This window comes from Weissella thailandensis (assembly GCF_005405465.1).
Taxonomy (GTDB): Bacteria; Bacillota; Bacilli; order Lactobacillales; family Lactobacillaceae; genus Weissella; species Weissella thailandensis.
The window spans coordinates 103581-120489 of record NZ_BJEC01000005.1 but is presented as its reverse complement, the minus strand read 5'-3'; the positions used below and the strand labels follow the sequence as shown (position 1 = coordinate 120489).

Sequence of the window (16909 nt, the reverse complement as noted above, 5' to 3'; positions counted from 1 at the left end):
TTATTGATGGATAATCAGTTTAAGCGTTTTGTTTTTGAAGGCATCATCATCGTTGTTGATATAAGGTGCTACAAACGCAATTCTTTTTAAATGAGCCATCTTATGACCATCAATTTCTTTTCCAACAAGATCGTTAAAATCCACTCCATCAATTTTTAAAGTCGCATAGCTGCCAGCATATGACTTTATTTCAATATCATGTTTTGTTAAATCAATTGAAATTTCTTCTATTTTTGCCATGTTTAAGCCTCCTTAATTAACTTGCTTACGGCGTTCATTTAATACGCCAGCTACATACATCTCTGAATCATTTAGAACTCGATTAATGGTGTTCTGACCTGCAATTCCAGATTTAACATTCATCCACGTTGTTTTAGAAACACCCACATGCTCATAGACTTCTTTTTCTGTCATTTGAGCTGCATATATCTCTCCAATCAATCGTCCAACTCTGTCTAAATAAGATTGATTAATCGTGATTGCTACCATTGGTTAACCTCCTTTTATCATTTTGGTGTACTTTTGTTCTTTTCTTTTGTTTACATGTACGCTTTAGCGTGCTATTATATACACATAAATAAACGCACTAAAAACATTGTTATAACGCTGTTCCCTGTCAAAGATTATCGTTATTAACAAATTACTTTTGTGCACCACTTTTTGTAAAGAACTTTGGTACATAAATAATAATAACACGCTCAATAGTAATTGCAATAGTTTTGCACTAAAAAGCGTAAATTTTATTTATGATACCTCCGAGAGGTACTGAAATGACAACGTTTGACCGCATTAAAAATATTTCAAAAAAGAAAGGATACAGTAGTTTACGAGTTTTATCAGAGACTGCTGGGCTTGGACCAAACGCTATTTATCAATGGCGTGATAAAACTCCGCGAACTGATAACTTGCAAGCTGTTGCTGACGTACTAGGTGTATCAGTCGACTACCTGTTGGGTAATACTGACGATATGCACAGTATCCAAAAGGATGACGAACCAATAGATCTATACACTGTTACAGATGATGAACGTGACCGTATGATTTCAGCAAACGGGCAACCAATTTCCGATGAAGATTGGGCAATCATTAAGGCTGTCCTTGCAAGGTACCCAAAGCGTGACTAAATGATAGGAGAATTATTAAACGATATTAATGATTTAGATTATGAATACCTTGCCTTACCTATTTCACTACCAGCTGTTACGCACTGGCAACGCAAGGTTGTTATTTATAATCCTGATCTAGTGACGCCTTATTACTTGAAACATGAAATCATCCATATTAAGGAAAGACATCATCACAGATTGTTTGGCTTTAATGGTAATGACGAACGTAACCCGAACGAACGCGACGCTGAAAATGAGGCTATTCATGAACTAATGAAGCATCATATCAACACTGGTGGTCATTTTAATTACGTTGATTTCATGCTAATTTATGGTGTACCTGCACACTTGGAACAATCAGTAATTGCTGAAATGTCAGACATTAACATGTATGCAATATAAAAAATACAATCTGCTAGTGCCATACATACGTCCATATAAGAATGACGTTAAAATATAAAGGAGTACCAATTATGTTTGGAAATAAAGAACAAGTAGAGCTTTACCCTGAGGTAAGTGGTGAAAAAACTTTCTATATTAAAAATAACAAACAAACAATTCGCTTAGATAATAATTTCTTACGTATCGCTCGTGGTGGAGCAATAAACGCTATGTTGCAAGGTTTAGACGGTGAAAAGTCCATTCTGCTTAGTTCAATAACCGGTTATCAATTGAAAGAACCTGGTGTGACTGTTGGATACTTACAAGTCAACTACCCTGGTTCTCAAGATAGCAAACGTGGTGTATTTGACGCCGTTAAAGATGAAAATACAATCACTTTTCTTGCTGGAGATAAAGCAATTATCCTTGAAATTAAGGAAGTTATTGAGAACGCAATTATTTCCCACAACAAATAATGTAAACGTTCTATTCAAGCTTAATGCAATATAAAAAAGCCACCCGCTGAGGTGGCATACATATACGTGCAAACCTGATCCACGTTAAAAGCTGTTTAAGGAGTGGCAAAATGGCTCGGGAAAAGAAACAAAAGAAACCATTTTTCAAAAGAATTTGGGTATGGGTTGTTATTATTATCATTGCTATTGCAGCATTTGGTTCATTTGGTGGAAACAAAAGCACAACAGCAAACAAGGAAGATACATCTAGTTCTTCTAATACAAGCAGTAAAAAATCAAGTAGCACGACAACAGTGGATACCAAGGGTGCTACAAAAAGCCAATTAGGTGCATTGCTAAAAGCTAAATCATACTCATCAATGATGCATATGTCTAAGCAAGGTATTTTCGCTCAATTAACAGCATCAGCTGGTGATCAATACAGTGATGAAGACGCTCAATATGCAGTAGACCACTTGAAAGCTGACTATAATGCCAATGCTTTAAAGGCTGCCAAGGCTTATTCAGACCAACAAAGCATGTCTAAAGAAGGCATTCGTCAACAATTGATAGCTACTGCTGGTGATAAGTTTACAGAAGCTGAAGCACAATACGCTGTTGATAATCTAAAAGTTGATTACAACAAGAATGCTTTGAACAAAGCTAGAGACTACAAAAATCAACAAGGAATGTCTTCAGATGCAATTAGAGAGCAATTGACTTCATCATATGGTGAACAATTCACTTCAGAAGAAGCTGACTATGCAATTCAACATTTAGGAAATTAAAAACAAAAAACACGTACACCCTCAGCGACCAAACTTACAGTGTACGTGCATCTCAATATTAACAAGCGGTTTTATACGCTTTATTTAACGTATCTAGTATACCAGACCTAGACACGTCTTTAAACTATCTATATTTTTTACATGAAAGGTTAGGTTTAAGCTAATATGGCAAGTATTTATAGACGCAATAAAGGTTGGGCTGCCAGTATATCTGTTAAAACTGATACAGGGTTCAAGACAAAAACCAAATCTGGTTTTAAAACGAAGTCAAACGCCAAAGCATGGGCAACCAAAATGGAAGCTGAAAAGCAAACTCACGGTGTGAGCATGGCAAAAGATCAACCGTTAGCTGATTATTTTCATAGCTGGTACACGGTGTATAAGAAAGATAAAGCCCCTGCCACCTACAAGTGGTATGCACACATTGAGACATACCTGCGACAATATCTGCCAGCAGTCACTTTGCAAGGTCTCACACGTCCTATTGCACAAAAGTTTCTTAATACATTAGGCGAAAAGTATGCTACCGCTACAGTCAGAAAAACACGTTCACTACTCCATGAGGCGATTAAATCAGCAATCTATGATGAGTTGATTTTCAAAGACCCCATGAACGGACTAAATGCAATTGGAAAAGACGGTAAATCAGCAGAATTGAAATATCTAGAAGAGCCACAAATGAAAGCATTGGTCAATTATATTCAAGAAATACCCTTACCTGAACGTGTTGACTCTGATGAAATGATTTTACTAGCACTGAATACTGGCGCACGCTACGAAGAATTAGCAGGGCTTACTTGGTCTGATATTAAAGCTGGTGCAATTGACATTAACAAAGCATGGGATCAGTTTGAAAGGAACATCAAGGAACCTAAAACCAGAGCTTCAAGACGTACCGTGAGTGTACCGCACAATTTACTAAACGATTTATTTAATTGGAAACCGTCTCATAGCTCCGCTGACTTTGTTTTTGGCGACAAACGACCAATTACAAGTGCCAGCGCAAACAAACGCTTAAAACGGTTATTAGAGCTTACTCACTCGCCTAAAATTATTTCATTCCACGGTTTGCGACATACCCACGCTAGCTGGTTGTTATCTCATGGAGTTGACATTCAATACGTTTCTGCTCGTCTAGGACATCAATCTGTTTCAATGACGCTAAAAGTTTATACCCACATGCTCGATAGAACACGCTCAATCGAGGATGAACACTCGGTTTCTCTGCTAGAAAACTTGCAGTAAATGCGCAGTAAATCGGCAGTAAATTTCATGATTTTCGTTGATATTTAATGATATTTAATGACACTCAAAAGGATGTTTAAAACTAAAGAAAACCCTTGATGCATCAACGTTTATGCTGGTATATCAAGGGTCCTCAATAATTTATTAAAATGTATCTAAATGCAACTGGTGGGACTCGAACCCACAACCGCTCGGGTAGAAACCGAGTGCACTATCCAGTTGTGCTACAGTTGCATATCAAATAGATGGAACGAATATGCATCCGCCTCATCTATTGTACGTTTATTTGCATAATGAATCAAGCATAGTTGTCATTAAAATTATTCTGGATTGCTTTATGGAGATCAGCTTGCGAAATACCTAACTCCACTAAACCTAATTTCAAGAATGACCGCCAAGCATGCGAAAAGTCTGCTTGACGTTTTTGATGATAACTGTTTAACAAAATCGTCTTAATGCCCATAAATTGATGGGCTAAATGCCGTTGTGGAAAACGTCCAAATTGTGCAATATCTTCATCAGTCATAACCATTAAATGTGTCCATTGTTGTCGCAAACTAATGGTCAAAAACTGAACAAATGCTTGACTATACAAAGCTAACACTTCTTGTTCATCTTGTTGTGGTTGCTTACCAGGAACATTCAATAGTACCGATTGCGTTTTGAACGTCAACTCACTTAAACTGACATCTAAGTTAAGATAGTCATTTAATAAAACTTGTTTCGGACCAATCGGTATTTCCCATTGTACACTGACTTCGTGCATCATGTCCCTAGTTTGTCGCAAATATTTTGCAATATCCAACTCCGTCATATGACTACGACTCCTCTACAGATGCTACTGAGTGTGGTGATAAAACTTCTGGCTGGACAGCCGATTCTTTAGCTTCAGCCTCACGTGCTTCAACTTCTTGTAAGTTCTGGTCAAAAACCAATGGTTCACTTTCAACTTCAATGAATTGTCGCTCAACAAGATACCAAGCACCAATAAAATCATAATCCAACAATACATCTAACCACGATACACTATCATTGCCATCAATGACTTGGAAATGCCACCGTTGCGCATCCGTTGTCGTTGCATCATTAACATAAAAGACACGTACTTCAACATTATTTTCCAAAACTAATCCGGCACCATTAGGGATTGCTTGTAAGAAATAATCTGAATCGGCGGATAAGACGAATAACCGATCCAATATACCTGCGGGCATTTCCTTTTGGCGTAGCGGATATAGGAAGTCATCTGTTGTTTCCAAAATATTGTAGTCAACTCGATAACCAAACGTGGTTTCCATATAACGACCAAAATTAGTTAACAACGTAACTAATGGTCGAATACGGGCAACGGTAGTCTTTTTTCGAAAATTCTCAACTAACAAATCTGTAATTGATTCAGCATTAAAAAAGATTTGCTTACGAGTTAGTGACCAATAGAATAAGCGCTTATTAGTTCCTAACTCTTTAAAGTAGGCACCACCATTTTGATCATGGTTTACCTCAAATTGGAAAGTTGCTGGTATATCTAACTCTGGAAATACCAATGTTAATTCTTCACGTTCCGCTGGCGTCAAAATATCATAGTCAGTAACGGCAGCAAAACTCAAGAAACGCTCAAGAGCTAGCATATACCAATCTGCCTGTGAGTATTGGCGTGGCACAACGACCCATTCTGTATCTAAGGTTGCTGTAGTTAGTTGTTGCGCTAACAAGTGAACTTTTTTTGGATCCGTCGCATTAGCTAGTTCATTAACTTGCGCCAGCAATTGTTGAATGCGTCCGATATCATCTGCCAAAATTTTGACATAGGAATCAACACGCTTTTGTAGGTGCTCAGTCATCTTAAACACCTCCTTCTTCAGCTGCTGCAGCTAAACTACCAACATAATTTTCGTATAAACTACCAACCGCTTGTTGGAATTCATCAAATGTACCAAATGTATCGGTAATTGCCCGTTGTTCATAAATTAAAATCGTATCTTCTTTAGAATAATTCAAAATTTGCGTATTATTTTCAGCAATCAAGGCTGGCACTGTCTGCGCCTTAGCATCAGCTGAATCGAGCTGCTTTAAACGTTCCTTCAAGACTTCACGTTGTTCAGATTGACCACGATTGCCAAATAACCCACCACGTTCTTCAGACGACGACAATTGCGCCAAAAGTTGCGTACGTTCAGCATCACGTTGATTTTGTTCATCAACGACTTTTTGCAAGGTTTCATTTGCACGTGTCGTATCCTCAATTACTTGTGAATTGTACCGTTGACCATGTGCTGATAGTTCAACTGCTTTTTCTAACTTTTCATACTCATCATCATTAAAAATAAATTTAACCGCCAAGGGATCTAGAATACCAAAATGGCGGCGATCCCACCAGTTTCCAAAGTACAGCTGAAAAACACCTAATTGTGTTTCTTCATAATAAAAGAAAGGAAATGTTTCAGACAAATAGTTGATTAACTTTTGTCCTAGATGATGACTTAATTCATCTTTCATATCGTCCACCAAAACTGCCAATGGGCGATTTGTTTCTGTTTCAGACTTTTGACGTACTTTTAAATCATACTTTTGGCTATCTAATAACTCATATATCTGTCGGTCGTCCCCCGCAACAACCGCCGATTGAATACTAGTTAAATAATCCAGTTTCGTCTGCAACTTTTGTTGTAACACGGATTGATTCGACGGTAAATCTGTCTGAATGTATGGCGTACTTTCCATCTCAACCCCTCCTATTTTTGTAATAATTGATAAATTGATTAAATTTAGCTATTAAAATAATAACCTACTACTATCATACAACCTAAACTTAAAAAACAGCGTAACTTGTGTAGAAGTTAGCGCTGTTTTTATAAGTTTTTAACAATTTTAGTACTGTTCTAGATAAGTATCAATCTCCCACTGTGAAACTTCACGACGGTAGGCTTGATACTCAAGACGTTTAGCATCAATAAATGTACGTCCCATATGCTTACCAAGAGCTGCCATAACAACTTCATCTTCTTCTAGCTTATTAACTGCTTCAAATAGCGTATCAGGTAGGTCGGTAATACCAGCACGACGGCGTTCCGCTTCATCCATCAAATAGATGTTACGGTCCACTGCATGTTTTGGTTCTAACTTATGCTCAATACCATCTAACCCGGCTCCCAAGATAGCAGCGAAGGTTAAATATGGATTTGCTGTCGGATCAACAGAACGTAATTCTAGACGGGTAGAATTACCACGTGATGATGGCACGCGAACCATAGGCGAACGATTTGAACCTGACCAAGCAATATAAACAGGTGCTTCATAACCAGGCGTTAGACGCTTATATGAATTAACCGTTGGATTAGTGATAGCCGTATAGTTAGCCGCATGTGCCAAGATACCACCCAAGAAGTGGTATGCCGTATCAGATAATTGCAACTCACCGTTTTCATCATAGAAAACATTACCATCATCAGTAAACAAAGACATGTTAACGTGCATACCATTACCATTGATACCTGAAATTGGCTTTGGCAAGAAGGTTGCATATAACCCATGCTTACGTGCAATAGTCTTAACGATCATCTTAAATGTTTGAATATTATCAGCAGCATCTAATGCATCGGCATATTTAAAATCAACTTCATGCTGACCTGGTGCAACTTCGTGGTGCGCAGCTTCTACTTCAAAGCCCATCTTTTCCATCTCAAGCACGATTTCACGGCGAGTGTTTTCTCCCATGTCTAATGGTGCCAAATCAAAATAGCCACCCTTATCATTTAGGTTCATCGTTGGCTTACCGTTTTGATCCATCTTCAACAAGAAAAACTCCGGCTCAGTACCCAGGTTAAACTTTGTATAACCATCAGCTTCCATTTGCTTCAAAACACGCTTTAAGTTATTACGTGGATCTCCTGCAAATGGCTCACGGTCTGCTGTATAAATATCGGCAATTAGACGAGCAACTTTACCACCATGTTCGTCAGTTGCCCATGGGAAAATCATAAATGTGTCTAAATCAGGATAAAGGTACATATCTGATTCTTCAATACGCACAAATCCTTCAATGGATGAGCCATCAAACATTAGTTTGTTAGCTAAAACCTTCTCCAATTGAGACACTGGCACCTCAACGTTCTTGATGTTGCCAAACACGTCTGAAAATTGTAAACGTAAAAACTCAACTTTTTCATCAGCAATTTTCTGTCGAATATCATCTTTTGTGTATGCTCTACGTACCATCGTTCAATTCTCCTTTATACTATAAAAACACTCTTAAAATTTTTGTTTTCCGTTAAGCCGTCCGATATTTAACAACTCATCAGCTAACATATGACGTAAACTTTCCTCCGAAGGTTCTTTCGTATGCTTTCTTTGTTGCTTTTGGTCAACTTCATGAATCTCAGCAACGGTATACCCAGCATCCAAATACTCAGCAATTTGGAGCAAACGATCGACATCGTCCAATGAAAAACGACGCTGTTTACCTGCACCTCTTTGAGGCTCAATCAACCCTTGCTGGTCATAATAACGTACTTGACGATCTGACAAACCTGTTAATTCTCGCACAACGCTCATTGGTAAGACAGCTAAATCACGTCGTAATTCTCGTTCACTCATATCACTGACCTCCCTATGACTAGCATATTACCACGCTCGTGCGCGTTGGTGATCATCAATGTCACCTATTCTAACATGAAGTCAGTTAATTGGTCTATGATTTGGTCTAACTGCACTGGTTGTTGTACTAAGTCATACCAGTGAATATCATGAAACTGATTATTAAACCAAGTCATTTGGCGTTTCGCATAACGACGTGAAGCCCGTTTCAATTTTACCACTGCCTCGTCATAAGTGGCAGTCCCATTAAGATATCCAAATAATTCTTTATAACCAATGGCACGTTTAGCCGTACTCTCATCCGGAAGTTGGTAAACTAATTTCGCTTCATCCAAAATACCTGACACCATCATGTCATCAACCCGTTGATTAATGCGTTCATACAACAATGAACGATCTGTTGTTAAACCGATAATCAATGCATCATATTGACGTTTGGGTTCTGGTTGTAACGATGAAAAAGGTTGTCCAGTATGAGTACTAACTAATAAGGCTCGTACTAAACGCCGAATTTGTCCTGGTAAAATGCGTGCTTCACTGACTGAATCAACTTTTTTTAGAGCATCTCGGAGAACCTGTTCTCCCTCCGTATGAGCAATCGTTGTCCAATGTTGCACAAAATCTGGATCATCAATATCTGGTGTCTGTGCTAAAGACCGATCTCCCAGTAAAGCTTGTACGTAAAAGCCGGTTCCCCCAACTAATATTGGTAGTTTTCCACGACCGCTAATATCCGCAATTGCATCTTGCGCAGCAGTCACAAACTTTGCTGCTGAGTAGTTTTCATCGGAATCGGCAATGTCAATTAAGTGATGTGGGGCTGCTGCTTGCTCGACAGGCGTTGCCTTAGCTGTTCCAATATTTAAATCACGATAAATTTGCATTGAATCACCCGATACAATTTCGCCATCAAACTTTTGGGCTAATTTGATGGACAATGCCGTCTTACCAACAGCAGTCGGACCGACAATAACAACAATTTTTTGCATAATTAATTTTATTTCCTTTTTCGATACTTCAGAGCTTGTTTGATATCATCAGTAATAACGGCTGCAACATTGAGGTGCATTAAGAGCCCCGTCACACTTGGCCGATTAATCGTCCACCAATAGGTTGGCAACCACCATGGTGATAATATCCGTAAAGGAGCATAACGATAATCTAAGTTGACTTGCTGAATAATTTTATCTTTTGCCAGTCGCCAGCAAAGTCGGTTGGGATAATGTCGCAAATAGCCAATTGGTACACGCTTATCTAACGTCCGCCATTCACGCAAGGGTTGCTCCCAAAATGATTGGAGCATCAGCTGATTCGATAATCCAGCAGCTTGCAATTGCTTATATAGCTCCTTTGCACCGTCACGACCCTTTAATTCAATCAACAAAAAACCATTGTAATGTGATGCTTTGATTAAGGCCAGAAAATCCTTAAAGGTTGGTAAATCCTTGGTTTCTTCGGCGTTTATATCGTGTTTTAAAACTAACCGGTCGTTAGCCAGTTGGACATCAAGTTCTAATCCCTCGGCCTCCATGTCAATTGCTCGTTGAAAAGCGGCCAAAGAGTTTTCTTTTGTACCACGATCATGGACACCACGATGGGCAATGATAGTTCTTTTTGGTAAATGCATTTTAACACCTCTATTTATTAAATGCTGTTAAATATGTTAAAATAATCTTAGTAAAGATTTGGAGGATCATCGTATGAAAAAATTTGGGGTTGGCGTTCTTACCGGCGTTGCAAGTACCGTTGCAGCCGCAGCAACAGCTGCTGTCACTTTCCATAAGGTTGCTGTTAAACCGATTGCCGATGAAGAAGCAAAGTTCGAAGAAACTGAGCGTAAGTCTGCTCGCAAAGCTGCCCAATCACACGGTAGCCGTTTCTAATAACTACATGATAACAAAAAACCAGCTAAATGGTGTATTAACCTTTGATTGATAAGATTAATACATCATCGAGCTGGTTTTATTTTTATTGATTAGACTTTACTTTACCCTTGTAATCAGCAAAACCATTTTTCAAGACATACACTTGATCGTAGCCATCTTTTTTCAAGATATTTGCCATACGAGCAGCAAATTGCATATTTTCATCATACAAAAAGACAGGCTTGTCTTTGCGAAGAGCTGCATGATTTTCCTTCAACATCATATATTGAATATTACGTGCGCCAAAAACATGCTTTGACTTAAATTTGGCTGGTTCACGGATATCAACGATGTCATGGCCGTGGCTTTGAGGCTCGAAGTCCTCAGATGTCAGTACAGTTGCAGATTTCTTTAACAAACTGTTCGTCCACAACTTGTTACCAACATACCACAAGAACCAAAGTAAAATAATCGTAAATAGCGTTATCCACATGCTATAATTCCCCATTTCTTAACTCATACTTATAATATCATATCAAAAATTCCATCAGAAATCTTTTCTAAAAATATAATTAATACATTTTTACACAAAAAGCCTGAGACATTTACTTTTGTCCCAGGCCTTTCTGCTTTAAATTACTGCTCATTTATTATTTAAGGGTAATAATTAATGGATAAATGTCAAACCTGAAGCAGAAATTGTACGTGTATGGTAAGCCATACCTGCAAAATTACCTTCAGAAATCGTGATTGAATCACCATTAACTGAGTCAACCACAGCAACGTGTCCCAAAGCACCAGCACCTTGAGAACCAGCAGCAAAGACAACTACTGAACCAGTTGATGGTTGACCATCAACTGTACGTCCGGCAGCGGCAGCAGATGCGCCCCATCCAGAAGCATTTCCCCAGTTGTTACCAACCCATGACAAGGCGTTCTTAACAAACCATGTGCATTGTCCGGCTGGGTATGAATTACCTGCTGTACTGTAAGTTGGTGCAGCGTGTGTTGCTGTTGACATAGTAGTTGGTTGTGCTGTTGATGTCGTAGCAGTCTTCTCTACTTTTTGAGTTTGTGTATCTGCTTGTTGAGCTTGTGTGTCCGCGCTCTCAGTAGGGGCCTCGGTATTGGCCTTAGTGTCATCAGCCTTAGGTGCAACATTTGTGTTAGTTGCTGTGGCTGCTGAAGCGTCTAACTTCAAAGTTTCGCCAACATGGATTGTGTTAACGTCTGACACACCATTAGCAGATGCAATTTCATCAACTGATAGATCTGTTGCAGAAGCAATCGTTGATAGTGTATCACCTGATTGAACAGTGTATTCCTTACCAGCTGTTAGCAAAACAGACTTAACATCATCAACCGTCTTTGCACGCCATGAAGCATGCGTATCATTACTATCACTTGTTTCATCAGCAGAAACAGTTGTTGTTTGTGTCATAGGCAAAATTGCAGCGGCAGCAGCAGTTGCAGCGGCAATAAGCCAACCCTTGTTTGAACGTTGTACATTTGAAGTCATTTGTTTATTCCCCTTGATTTGTGATTGCTCTCTCAGCGATGTTTTCATATTAGCAAATTGATTTAACATCCGAGTTACATTGATATAACAGTATTTTAATAAAAATTTAGGGTTTTCCTGTTAGTCACAAATTTACTTATTCACAAAAAAAGTTGATATACCAACGTTTCCAAACAAAATTTAAAGACTTTATTAAGAAAAACATGTCTCCTTTACAAAAAAATAATTTGTAACAAAATGTTACAAATTATCCAAAGTCTTTATTTTAATTTTCAGCTTGTGCTTGCAATGCCAAAGAAGCAGCGCCATAAGCACCAGCATCATTACCCAATTCAGCTAGTTTCAATTCAGTCACATGACGTGTCATCTTGAAAGCAAAGTCATTGAAATTCTTTTGTACTCGAGTAAGTAGGAAATCACCTGCTGCTGACACACCACCGCCAATAACGATTGCTGATGGGTTCAACAAATTAGCAATATTTGCCGTTGCCAAGCCAAGGTAAAATGCTACCTTATCAACGACTTCATTAGCTAGGTAATCACCTTCCTTAGCTAGGTCGAACACGATTTTTGATGTTATTTCTTCACCATTTGACACCATTGCTTTTAACTTTGAATCACCAACATAAGCATCAGCATAATCATGTGCTAAGTGGACGACCCCAGTGGCAGATGCATATTGTTCTAAACAACCATAGTTACCACAAGTACACTGATAACCACCAGGCTCAACGATCATATGGCCAACTTCACCAGCAGCTCCCTTAGCCCCATGAATCATTTTTCCTTCATTGACTAAACCACCACCAACGCCTGTACCAAGCGTCACAAAGACAACTTCCGGTTGATTGTTACCAGCACCACGCCATTGCTCACCTAATGCGGCTGCATTGGCATCATTATCAACTGCGACCGGGAAACCTAAGCCAGCCTCTAAATCGGCCTTAACATTTTGTGATTCTTTCCAGTTTAGATTAAAGGCACCTTGGACGGTACCGTCTTTTTCATTAACAGTTCCCGGCGTTCCCATACCAACACCAATAATACGCTCTTTATCTAATTGATACAGATCAAGATGATAGTTAATTGAATCAATAATATCAGGAACAATGTGACTACCCTCATCAAGGATATTGGTTTGAATAGACCATTTTTGTTGAATATCACCAGTTGCAGTCATAATTGCAAACTTAATTGTGGTACCACCTAAATCAATCCCGATTAATTTATCTTTCGCCATGACTTAAAACCTCTTTTTCAAAAAAATATTATAAAATCTCCAACGCTTTCAAGACCATTATACCGGTAACGCAGACATTATACAATAGATTTGTGAAACCGTTTACAAATTATTTTGTTGATTCAATCCCTTGGCGTCGTTCTTCCATCTCATGCTCATGGGTTAATACTAATTTCACTTGCGCATATCTTTTATTTTCCAGTAAGCCCGCCTTATATAAATTATCAACTTCAATGGCGGCCAATTCAATGTCCCACAAACGATTCCCCAAGTGAATGTAAATATCGTATTTTTTCAATAATTGTAAAACATCTAAAAAAGTTTTCATGTTTCTTACTCCTCAATTTAGCGAATGCTTAAACCGACTGTTAGTAGAACGCCAATATAAACGACCAGCGCCAACGCAGCTACTATCACTTGTTTGCTTGATGCCTGACCTTTTTTCAATAAAAGTGGTGCAAGTAAAAAGCCACCAGCTAAACCACCAATATGAGCACTAATTGCAATGTTTGATCCCCCAATAACAGGTATTAAGGACAGTATAACAAACAAGCCTAACGTCTTCGCTTGCGCTAACCAAAAACCTTGTTTGTCCAATAATCCCATTAGAAAAATCATCCCAAACAAACCAAAAATACCACCAGAAGCACCTGCAGAGATGGCATTAGCAGATCCAAAAGCTAGTGAATTCAAACTACCAAGACCAACAGCAGCAATGTAGCCAATAAAATATCTAACACTGCCGAAATATTGTTCTAACAACCGACCAACATAATGCAGTGTAATCATATTAAGTACCAAATGCATTAGGGTCACATGAAGAAAGCCTGCGGTGATCACCCGCCACCATTGGCCCATGTACACAACTGCCGGTTTAAACATTGCTCCTAGTTGATAGAGTGCTGGGGTCGATACTGTCATTTGACCACTGATGATTACTTCGCCAATAAAAATGACGACCATTAATATAATTAGTGACACAGTTATTGGCGCTTGTTGCCAACTTATTTTAAAATTTCTCATTTGGATTCCTTATCTAATACAATTACCTGATCAACACGCTGATCAGTTGCTTCAATTGACCAAGTTGGTTGTTCATATAAATTTTTTGTAATGGTTGTGGCAACCTTTGTTGCGGTCGTATTTGGTAACCAACGGTCATAATAGCCCCCTCCAAATCCAATCCGATCACCATTTGGAGTGAATGCAAGTCCAGGTACCAAAACAAAATCAATTTCATCTGGTGAAACTATTCGACCACCAACCGGTTCCAGCATACCAAATTTATGTCGATCATAGACTGTATCTTGGTCAATTGTTGTAAATTCCATCTGTCGTTTTGGTAGCACCCGCGGTAGCACGACTGTTTTGTTTTGTAGTAGCGCAATTTGAATTAATAATTCAGTAGATAGTTCGTCGTCCTGTGACATCGTTAGCGCCACCACTTGTGCTTGTTCCCAAGTTGGCAAAGCAGTCACTTTTTTGACCATATTTTGCATCAGGTACGTTTGCATCATTTCAGTCATCCCCGCCAAGTTAGCTAAGGCCTGTTCACGAATTACTAGTTTTGTAGTCATATTCCCTCCATACAATAAAAGCACCAAATGTTATCCCGCTCTTAATGATTGGTGTCATTTGGTGCTTCCATTATAAACTATTTTTTAGCTGATCCTGAATCTTGCACATCTTTCCAATATGCCTTATAAATATCTTTCGCAATCTTTTGGTTAACATTTTCATCTGCCTGATTAACACCTGGCACAACAATCGCCAGAGCAACATCAGAATTAGGAACAAATGAAATTAGTGAACTAGTTAATGTTGATTGGCCATTTGTAAAGGTTTCAGCCGTACCAGTTTTAGCAGAAACTGCTGGCTTGATATCCTTTAGACCAGTTCCAGTGGCATACTTTGAACTACTATGAACAACATCATTCATACCATCCCAAATCATTTGACGCTGTGCAGACGTCCAGTTAACTGTTCCCATCACTTCCGATGGAACAGTTGTCGTGATTTTATTCTTATCACGGTCACGCGTTGTAATCGACTGAACGATATGTGGACGAATACGGTACCCACCATTAGCAATCGTTGCAACATACTGGGCAAGTTGCATCGTGGTATACGTGTCATATTGTCCGAATGACTCATCTAACGCTTTACCAATATCCGAACGAGAGGTCTCACCACGAATTCCAGTAATTTCACCGGGCAAATCAACCCCCGTTTTTACACCAAGACCAAAGCGTGAGAAACCATCACGCATTGTCTGGAAGACATTGGTTGGTAATGATGACAATGACATACCGTCATAATAGTTTAAGCCACCTAATTTCAGCATCACTTGCATTACATACGTATTGGATGACATCATCAAGGCTTGATCCGCTGTTAGCGGCATATTACCACTACCATTTTGGTTCCACCACGAAGTTTTAGGAGATGTCCCTGCAACCTTAATTGGCTGGTCAGTCAATGTACTATTTTGTGGTGTAATAACATTATTCATAAAGCCAGTTGTTATTGTAGCAGGCTTAACGACCGAACCGACAACATTAGCTTGATTAACCGTTGATAAAGCATCTGATGTCACTGAACCCGTTGACGAATCACGGTTTACCCCAGCACTGGCGTAAACACCACCCGTTTTCGGATTCAACACGACTGCATAAGCACCCGTCGTATTACCACCAGGAATCTTATCCTTCAACACTTGCTCAACATCATTTTGGAATTTATTATTGATCGTCAAATTCAAGTTACCACCAGCTTGACCCGAGTAAATTGTTTCTTCATTGGTCTTATCGTTATTACCTGATGTTACCTTGACGCGTCCCTTAGACCCTTTCAGCGTATCTTCGTATTGCTTCTCTAGATATGATGTTCCAACAATATCATCTCGTGAATAGCCCTTCGTTAATAGTTCATTAACCGAGTCAGATGGCAAGCCACTCTTTGAGGTTGACGTACCACCAACCAATGACTTAATACCCTCGCCCTCCGGATAATCACGCGTGTAGTAAATACCAACACGTACTCCTGGCATCTTAGATTGTCGTTCACCAATGTTAGCAATCTCCGACTGCTTCACATCATCTTCCTTAAGATAAACCGTTGATAATGAATAGGCATTAGACATCTTTTGGAAAATCAATGCCCGATTCTTTTGATCATCTGTTAATGTGAACTTATCCTGATGCTTTTCAATATAATTTGTTAATGCATCCACATAAGCATCAGTTCCTGGAGCTGCATTCGTACCAGAAGCCTTCACAACTGCTTTCGCATGCTTTGGCGACTGAATATAATATTTAGCAAAATTAGCAGCCGATAATTCTTCAGAACTTGTATCAATCGTGACATATTTACCAACTTGATTGGCAACTTTATACATCTGCTTATCAGTAACTGTACGTGGCTTTGTATACGTAATGGCCTGTGAACCTTTGTTCGTCACCAATACTTTACCAGTACTATCGTAGATTAGCCCACGTTGCACATTGGTTTTTTCAATGCTGGATTCAGCGCTAGTTACCTCTGTTTTATATTTGGCACTATCCGTGATTTGTAAATCAACCAATCGCCATCCTAATGCTACTAGCATTAAAATCACAATACCCATTAAAACATTTAGCCGAACTGGTATCCGCGACATTGAACCTTTTCTAGTTTTACGACGGCCACCACGGCGCTTAGGAGATCGCATAATCTAAA

General features: G+C 39.0%; 22 protein-coding genes and 1 tRNA gene. 6 read left to right on the top strand and 17 right to left on the bottom strand.

All coding sequences use genetic code 11. The features are described 5' to 3' along the window. Both FFM62_RS03420 and FFM62_RS03415 read right to left on the bottom strand, forming a co-directional pair. Positions 1 to 240, bottom strand: coding sequence for a hypothetical protein (locus FFM62_RS03420; protein WP_115470254.1), 240 nt, complete (start codon positions 238 to 240; stop codon positions 1 to 3). Positions 241 to 252: 12 nt separating this feature from the next. Beyond that, entirely contained in the window at positions 253 to 489 is a 237-nt protein-coding gene (locus FFM62_RS03415; RefSeq protein WP_115470253.1) for a hypothetical protein, read from the bottom strand. Positions 490 to 770: 281 nt separating this feature from the next. Between FFM62_RS03415 and FFM62_RS03410 the strand changes: the two genes are divergently transcribed. From FFM62_RS03410 to FFM62_RS03390, 5 genes are all read left to right on the top strand, one after another. Then, positions 771 to 1124 (top strand): helix-turn-helix domain-containing protein, encoded by a 354-nt coding sequence (locus FFM62_RS03410; protein ID WP_115470252.1) that lies wholly within the window; start codon positions 771 to 773, stop codon positions 1122 to 1124. Then, positions 1125 to 1508 (top strand): hypothetical protein, encoded by a 384-nt coding sequence (locus FFM62_RS03405; RefSeq protein ID WP_115470251.1) that lies wholly within the window; start codon positions 1125 to 1127, stop codon positions 1506 to 1508. A 71-nt stretch (positions 1509 to 1579) separates the two neighbouring features. Next, complete coding sequence (locus FFM62_RS03400; RefSeq protein WP_115470250.1) at positions 1580 to 1963, top strand: DUF4429 domain-containing protein; 384 nt, start codon at positions 1580 to 1582, stop codon at positions 1961 to 1963. A 110-nt stretch (positions 1964 to 2073) separates the two neighbouring features. Then, complete coding sequence (locus FFM62_RS03395) at positions 2074 to 2730, top strand: Ltp family lipoprotein (RefSeq protein WP_115470249.1); 657 nt, start codon at positions 2074 to 2076, stop codon at positions 2728 to 2730. 165 nt (positions 2731 to 2895) lie between these two features. Further along, positions 2896 to 3975 carry a site-specific integrase gene (locus FFM62_RS03390; protein WP_115470248.1) on the top strand — a complete coding sequence of 360 codons (1080 nt, stop codon included), beginning with the start codon at positions 2896 to 2898 and terminating at the stop codon, positions 3973 to 3975. A 160-nt stretch (positions 3976 to 4135) separates the two neighbouring features. Here FFM62_RS03390 and FFM62_RS03385 read toward each other — a convergent pair. From FFM62_RS03385 to FFM62_RS03350, 8 genes are all read right to left on the bottom strand, one after another. After that, positions 4136 to 4209, bottom strand: a tRNA-Arg gene (locus FFM62_RS03385). Between the two features lie 64 nt (positions 4210 to 4273). Beyond that, positions 4274 to 4789 (bottom strand): dUTPase, encoded by a 516-nt coding sequence (locus tag FFM62_RS03380; protein WP_115470247.1) that lies wholly within the window; start codon positions 4787 to 4789, stop codon positions 4274 to 4276. Between the two features lie 4 nt (positions 4790 to 4793). Then, the gene (locus tag FFM62_RS03375; RefSeq protein ID WP_115470246.1) at positions 4794 to 5816 is read right to left on the bottom strand and encodes a hypothetical protein; all 1023 of its coding nucleotides are present in this window, start codon (positions 5814 to 5816) and stop codon (positions 4794 to 4796) included. Position 5817: 1 nt separating this feature from the next. Then, on the bottom strand, positions 5818 to 6696 hold the full coding sequence (locus FFM62_RS03370) for a hypothetical protein (protein WP_115470245.1): 879 nt from the start codon (positions 6694 to 6696) through the stop codon (positions 5818 to 5820). Positions 6697 to 6843: 147 nt separating this feature from the next. After that, positions 6844 to 8190 (bottom strand): type I glutamate--ammonia ligase, encoded by a 1347-nt coding sequence (gene glnA / locus FFM62_RS03365; RefSeq protein WP_075270169.1) that lies wholly within the window; start codon positions 8188 to 8190, stop codon positions 6844 to 6846. 33 nt (positions 8191 to 8223) lie between these two features. Then, positions 8224 to 8568: a MerR family transcriptional regulator gene (locus FFM62_RS03360; protein ID WP_075270170.1), complete on the bottom strand. Its 345-nt coding sequence runs from the start codon at positions 8566 to 8568 to the stop codon at positions 8224 to 8226. 65 nt (positions 8569 to 8633) lie between these two features. After that, complete coding sequence (gene miaA / locus FFM62_RS03355) at positions 8634 to 9557, bottom strand: tRNA (adenosine(37)-N6)-dimethylallyltransferase MiaA (RefSeq protein ID WP_115470244.1); 924 nt, start codon at positions 9555 to 9557, stop codon at positions 8634 to 8636. An 8-nt stretch (positions 9558 to 9565) separates the two neighbouring features. Next, positions 9566 to 10195 (bottom strand): glycerophosphodiester phosphodiesterase, encoded by a 630-nt coding sequence (locus tag FFM62_RS03350; RefSeq protein ID WP_115470243.1) that lies wholly within the window; start codon positions 10193 to 10195, stop codon positions 9566 to 9568. Positions 10196 to 10268: 73 nt separating this feature from the next. Here FFM62_RS03350 and FFM62_RS03345 point away from each other — a divergent pair, with 73 nt between their 5' ends. After that, positions 10269 to 10451, top strand: coding sequence for a DUF3042 family protein (locus FFM62_RS03345; RefSeq protein WP_115470242.1), 183 nt, complete (start codon positions 10269 to 10271; stop codon positions 10449 to 10451). A gap of 85 nt (positions 10452 to 10536) precedes the next feature. On the opposite strand, the gene FFM62_RS03340 is transcribed toward FFM62_RS03345, so the two are convergent. The 7 genes from FFM62_RS03340 to FFM62_RS03310 all read right to left on the bottom strand — a co-directional run bounded on the left by FFM62_RS03340 (position 10537) and on the right by FFM62_RS03310 (position 16901). After that, on the bottom strand, positions 10537 to 10926 hold the full coding sequence (locus tag FFM62_RS03340) for a rhodanese-like domain-containing protein (protein ID WP_115470241.1): 390 nt from the start codon (positions 10924 to 10926) through the stop codon (positions 10537 to 10539). A 174-nt stretch (positions 10927 to 11100) separates the two neighbouring features. Continuing rightward, positions 11101 to 11952 (bottom strand): CHAP domain-containing protein, encoded by an 852-nt coding sequence (locus tag FFM62_RS03335; protein ID WP_240005909.1) that lies wholly within the window; start codon positions 11950 to 11952, stop codon positions 11101 to 11103. Positions 11953 to 12217: 265 nt separating this feature from the next. Beyond that, positions 12218 to 13192, bottom strand: a complete 975-nt coding sequence (locus FFM62_RS03330; RefSeq protein ID WP_115470239.1) for an ROK family glucokinase — start codon at positions 13190 to 13192, stop codon at positions 12218 to 12220. A 109-nt stretch (positions 13193 to 13301) separates the two neighbouring features. Next, entirely contained in the window at positions 13302 to 13520 is a 219-nt protein-coding gene (locus FFM62_RS03325; RefSeq protein ID WP_075270177.1) for a YqgQ family protein, read from the bottom strand. A gap of 17 nt (positions 13521 to 13537) precedes the next feature. Next, entirely contained in the window at positions 13538 to 14215 is a 678-nt protein-coding gene (locus tag FFM62_RS03320) for a rhomboid family intramembrane serine protease (RefSeq protein WP_115470238.1), read from the bottom strand. Next, entirely contained in the window at positions 14212 to 14769 is a 558-nt protein-coding gene (locus FFM62_RS03315) for a 5-formyltetrahydrofolate cyclo-ligase (protein ID WP_115470237.1), read from the bottom strand. Before FFM62_RS03315 ends, FFM62_RS03320 begins: the two co-directional genes overlap by 4 nt. Before the next feature lie 77 nt (positions 14770 to 14846). Further along, positions 14847 to 16901 (bottom strand): peptidoglycan D,D-transpeptidase FtsI family protein, encoded by a 2055-nt coding sequence (locus FFM62_RS03310; RefSeq protein ID WP_115470236.1) that lies wholly within the window; start codon positions 16899 to 16901, stop codon positions 14847 to 14849. Positions 16902 to 16909 lie beyond the last annotated feature (8 nt).